Source organism: Streptomyces phytophilus (genome assembly GCF_013870535.1).
Lineage (GTDB): Bacteria > Actinomycetota > Actinomycetes > Streptomycetales > Streptomycetaceae > Streptomyces > Streptomyces phytophilus.
Genome location: NZ_JACBXC010000306.1, coordinates 1 through 5673, shown reverse-complemented (window position 1 = coordinate 5673; position 5673 = coordinate 1). Strand labels below are relative to the sequence as shown.

Annotated in this window: 2 protein-coding genes; one reads left to right on the top strand and one right to left on the bottom strand. The window is 70.9% G+C overall.

All coding sequences use genetic code 11. The annotated features are described in order from the left end of the window. Positions 1–3523, bottom strand: a 3523-nt coding sequence (locus H5J30_RS15595) for a HAMP domain-containing protein (RefSeq protein WP_181788035.1), incomplete at its 3' end; no start/stop codon positions are given. Between the two features lie 118 nt (positions 3524–3641). Between H5J30_RS15595 and H5J30_RS15590 the strand changes: the two genes are divergently transcribed. Next, positions 3642–5456 (top strand): SpoIIE family protein phosphatase, encoded by a 1815-nt coding sequence (locus tag H5J30_RS15590; RefSeq protein WP_181788034.1) that lies wholly within the window; start codon positions 3642–3644, stop codon positions 5454–5456. The last annotated feature ends 217 nt before the right edge of the window (positions 5457–5673 follow it).

Sequence of the window (5673 nt, the reverse complement as noted above, 5' to 3'; positions counted from 1 at the left end):
GTTCGAGCTGCGGCGTCGCGCTCCCCGAGGCGGCCGCGAGCGCCTTGCCGGGCAGCTGCGCCGGTACGTAGAGGGTGAACCGCGAGCCCACGCCCTCCTCGCTCTCGGCGTCGATGCGCCCGCCGAGGAGGCCGGCGATCTCCCGGCTGATGGACAGGCCCAGCCCGGTGCCGCCGTACTTGCGGCTGGTGGTGCCGTCGGACTGCTGGAACGCCTCGAACACCACGTCCAGCTTCTCGGCCGGGATGCCGATGCCGGTGTCCTTCACGGAGAACGCGAGCACCACCTCCGCGTCGCGCAGCGTGTCCTCCGCGAACTCCTCCGACGGGACCCGCTCCACCCGCAGTTCCACCCGCCCGCTGCTGGTGAACTTCACCGCGTTGGACAGCAGGTTGCGCAGCACCTGCTGGATGCGCTGCTGGTCCGTGTGCAGCTCGGACGGCACGTCGTCGCCCACGGTCACCTCGAAGCCCAGGCCGCGGTCGATCGTCAGCGGCCGGAACGTGGCGCGTACGTACTCCAGGAGCTTCGTCAGCGGGATCCGCTGCGGGCGCACGTCGATCCGGCCCGCCTCCACCTTGGACAGGTCCAGGATGTCGTTGATGAGCTGGAGCAGGTCCGATCCCGCCTGGTAGATGGTGCCCGCGAACTCCACCTCCTGGTCCGACAGCCGCCCGTCGGCGTTGTCGGCGAGCAACTGGGCCAGGATCAGCAGGGAGTTCAGCGGGGTGCGCAGCTCGTGCGACATGTTCGCCAGGAAGTCCGACTTGTACTGGGACGACGTGGCCAGCAGCGACGCCTTCTCCTCCAGCTCCGCGTTGGACCGCTGGAGTTCCTCGGAGCGGGTGCGCAGCTCGGACGTCAGGCGCTGCGACTGGGACAGCAGCGCCTCGGTGCGGGCGTTGGCGAGGATGGTGTTGAACGAGACGCCGATGGTGTGCGCGAACTGGTCGACGAACGTCAGCTGGATCTCGTTGAACTTGCTGAACGAAGCCAGCTCGATCACGCCCAGCAGCCGGTCCTCGAACAGGATCGGCAGGATGAGGATGCTGGAGGCCGGCGCGGAGCCCAGGCCGGACTCGACGGTCACGTAGTCCTGCGGGGCGTCCTCGATCAAGATCCGCTTCTTCTGCTGCACGGCCTGGGCGATCAGCCCGCGGATCGGGGACTCGGACTGGAGGTCGTCCCGCCCGCGGCCGCCGACGCCGTAGTCCGCGATGAGCTCCAGGCCCTCGCCGTCCGGGGCCCCGTTGTCGACCCGGAAGAACAGCTCGGAGTGCGCGTTCACCAGCGGTGCCAGTTCGCGCAGGATCAGGTCCGCGACCTCCACCATGTCGCGGTGGCCCTGCATCAGGCCGGCGATGCGGGTCAGGTTGGACTCCAGCCAGTCCTTGGTACGGGTGGTCTCCCGCAGGTTGGACACCATGCGGTTGACGTTGTCCTTGAGGTCGGCCACCTCGCCCTGCGCCTCCACCGTGATGGACCGCGACATGTCGCCCTTGGCGACCGCGCTCGCCACCTCCCCCATGTTGCGCACCTGCGTGGTGAGGTTCAGGGCCAGCTCGTTGACGCCTCTCGTGAGCCGCTTCCAGTTGCCCGACACGCCTTCGACGCGCGCCTGGCCGCCGAGGCGGCCTTCGCTGCCCACCTCGCGCGCCACCCGGGTCACCTCGGAGGAGAACGACGACAGCTGGTCCACCATGGTGTTGAGGGTGGTCTTGAGTTCGAGGATCTCGCCGCGCGCATCGACGTCGATCTTCTTGGAGAGGTCACCGTTGGCCACCGCGGTGGCGACCTGGGCGATGTTGCGGACCTGCGACGTCAGATTCGACGCCATGAAGTTCACGTTGTCCGTCAGGTCCTTCCACACCCCCGAGACACCGTGTACCTGGGCCCGCCCGCCGAGCTTCCCCTCGGTGCCGACCTCGCGCGCCACCCGCGTGACCTCGTCCGCGAAGTCGCGCAACTGCTGCACCATGCTGTTGACGGTCGTCTTGAGTTCGAGGATCTCACCGCGCGCATCGACGTCGATCTTCTTGGAGAGGTCACCGTTGGCCACCGCGGTGGTCACCAGGGCGATGTTGCGGACCTGCGACGTCAGATTCGACGCCATGAAGTTCACGTTGTCCGTCAGGTCCTTCCACACCCCCGACACGTCCCTGACCTGCGCCTGGCCACCGAGGTTCCCGTCGGTGCCCACCTCGCGGGCCACCCGGGTCACCTCGGAGGAGAACGCCGACAGCTGATCCACCATGGTGTTGAGGGTGGTCTTGAGTTCGAGGATCTCGCCGCGCGCATCGACGTCGATCTTCTTGGAGAGGTCACCGTTGGCCACCGCGGTGGCGACCTGGGCGATGTTGCGGACCTGCGACGTCAGATTCGACGCCATGAAGTTCACGTTGTCCGTCAGGTCCTTCCACACCCCCGACACGTCCTTCACATGGGCCTGGCCGCCGAGGATGCCGTCGGTACCGACCTCGCGGGCCACCCGGGTGACCTCGTCCGCGAACGCCGACAGCTGATCCACCATCGTGTTCACCGTGCTCATGAGCTGGCGTATCTCGCCGCGCGCGTCCGCGGTGATCTTCTGGCTGAGGTCGCCCCGTACCACCGCGGTGGTCACCTGGGCGATGTTGCGGACCTGGGAGGTGAGGTTCGAGGCCATCAGGTTGACATTGTTCGTGAGGTCCTTCCACACCCCCGACACGTCCCTGACCTGCGCCTGGCCGCCGAGGATGCCGTCGGTGCCCACCTCGCGGGCCACCCGGGTGACCTCGTCCGCGAACGCCGACAGCTGATCCACCATCGTGTTCACCGTGAGCTTCAGCTCCAGCAGCTCCCCGGCGGTCTCCACCGTCACCTTGCGGGTCAGGTCGCCGCTGGCCACGGCGGTGGTCACGGCGGCGATGTCGCGCACCTGCCGGGTCAGCCGGGAGGCCATGGTGTTGACCGCCTCGGTCACCGCGCGCCAGGAGCCGGACAGGCCCCGTACGCTGGCGCGGCCGCCGAGCCGGCCCTCGGTGCCCACCTCGTGCGCCACCCGCATCACCTCGCCGGTGAACGCGGACAGGTGGTCCACCACGCGGTTGAGCCCCACTCCCAGACTGCGCAGTTCGCCGTGGAGCTGCCGGGTACCGACCCGCAGCTCCATGTGCTGGCTCAGGTCACCCTCCGCCACCGCCTCCAGCACCCGGGTGGCGTTCGTCATCGGTACGGCCAGCGCGTCGAGCAGGTCGTTCGCGTCGTGCACGGTCTGCGCCCAGTCGCCCTGCCCCGTACTGGCGGATATGCGCTCGTCCAGCACGCCTTTCCGCGCGACCACGCCCCGCACCCTGCGCACCTCCGACGCGAGGTGTGCGTTGCGGACGGCCACCCGGTTGAACGCCTCGGCCACCTCGCCCAGCACGCCGTCGCCGTCCTCCGGCAGGCGCGCCGAGAAGTCACCGTCGCGCAGCGACCTGAGCGCCGTCAGCAGCGGGCGCAGCTCGACGGTGGGTACCGACTGCTTCTCACGGTCCTCCATCACGCCCCATCCCTGCACGTTCCGTGCCTGGCCGGCCGGTCGGGCCTCCGTGTCCGCCCCTCACCCAAGGAGCTTTTGTTCATTATATTAGTATTTGTCTAGGTGAGAGGAGCCATCAGTGCAGGCCGTCTCTCCGGGCAGGTCAGGCGCGCCGGACGGGTCCGGCATACGTACGGAGCTGCCGGTCAGCCGGCAGGCGCCGGCCCGGGCCCGCGCCGTCGTCCGCGCCATGATCACCGAGCGGGCGCTGGCGACCTCCTCGCTCGGCCCGCAGGCCGAGCAGCTGGCGGACGACGCCGCCCTGCTCGCCGGCGAACTGGTCACGAACGCGCTGATCCACGCCGGCACCCCGATGGAACTGGCCTGCCGGGTGGAGACCGACCCGGCGGCGGACGACGCTCTGACCGGCGCCCTGGTCGAGGTGTACGACCGGCAGCCGGCGGCCACCGTGCCGGGCGCCGCCGACGGCACGGGCAGCGGCCGCGGCCTGGGGCTCCAGATCGTGTCGACCCTCGCCGACTCGTGGGGCGTCACCTACCGGCACACCGAGAAGGCCGTGTGGTGCCGCCTCAGCCTGCCCGCGCCAGGTGCGACGAAGGTGCCGGTCGGCCCGCTCAGCCCGGTGCTCTACCAGCAGCTCCAGGCCACGGAGGTGGCCCACCCCCTCGCCCGTACCGAGTACCGCGGCCAGGCCGGCGTGGGGGGCCACGGAGGGACGTTCCTCGCCGAGGCCAGCGAGCTGCTGGCCGGGCAGCTCGACGAAAAGATGGTCGCCGCCCTGGCCACCCAGCTGATGGTGCCCCGGCTCGCCGACTGGTGCGCCGTCTGGCTGCTCGCGGAGGACGGCGAGATGCGGCTCACCAGCGTCTGGCACGCGGACGAGCAGCGCATCGGCCGGCTCCGCGGCGACCTCGAAGCCGAGGCGCCGCCGCCGAAGCTGTGGACCGCGGGCACCACCTGGCCGTGGCCGCAGAGCGCCGGCACCGACGACGGCGGGTCGGCGCTCGCGTTCTCCCTGGTCTCCGGCGGGACGTACCAGGGCGCGCTGCTGATCGGGCAGGCCGGGCCGCCCGAGATCACCGACTCCGTGGCCCACATCGTGGAGGACGTCTCCCGGCAGGTCGCCCAGGCCCTCGTCACCGCCCGCCAGTACACCCGCCAGACGAGCATCAGCCGGGCCCTCCAGCGCCGGCAGCTCCCGGCCACGCTGGGCAGGCTGCCCGGCATGGAGTCGGCGATCGTCTACGAGCCCCACGCCAGCGGGCAGACCGTCGGGGGCGACTTCTACGACCTCTTCCCCACCGGTGACGGCCGGTGGTGCTTCCTCCTCGGCGACGTACAGGGCAAGGACGCCGAGGCGATGTCGGTGACCGGCCTGACCCGCCACCTGGTGCGGCTGCTCGCCCGCGAGGGCCACGGCGTGGAGTCCGTGCTGCGCTGGCTGAACGCGATGATGGCGGAGGACGCCGCGGAAGCGGTGAGCGCCCGAGGAGAGGGGGCGCGGCCCCGCTTCCTCAGCATGGTCTACGGGGAGTTGACCCCCGACCCGAGCGCGGGCGGCGCCCAGTGCCGCCTGGCCAGCGCCGGCCATCCCCTGCCGCTGCGGATGACCGCCGACGGGGAAGTGGGCTCCGTGGTCCGCTCCCAACTGCTGCTCGGCATCGACGAGGACGCCGAGTTCAACGCCGACACCTTCCGCCTCGCGCCCGGCGACACGCTGCTGTGCGTCACCGACGGGGTCACCGAGCGCCGCGACGGCCAGCGCCTCCTCGACGACGGGGAGGGTCTGGCCGGCATTCTGCGCACCTGCGCGGGCATGGGCGCGATGGCGGTGGCCGAGCGGGTCCGCCAGGCGACGCACGAGTTCAGCCCCGAGCCGGTGGAGGACGACCTGGCGGTGGTGGTGCTGCACGCGGAGGCACCGGCGCGGTGAGCCGCGAGCCGGGCTCCGGTGCCCCAGGAGCGCGCGCCGGTGCGAGGCTCTGTCTGCCGCGCGCTTGCCCGCCGTGGTGAACGCCCGGTCCCGCCGCGGCCGTACAGGAGTGTCCCCGGGGGTCACGCCTCCTGCGGCGGTGCGGTCGCCGTCGCGAGGACGGCGGCGAGCAGTGCCGCGTCCTCCTCCTCGGGAACCGTCCGCAGGTCGAGCAGCA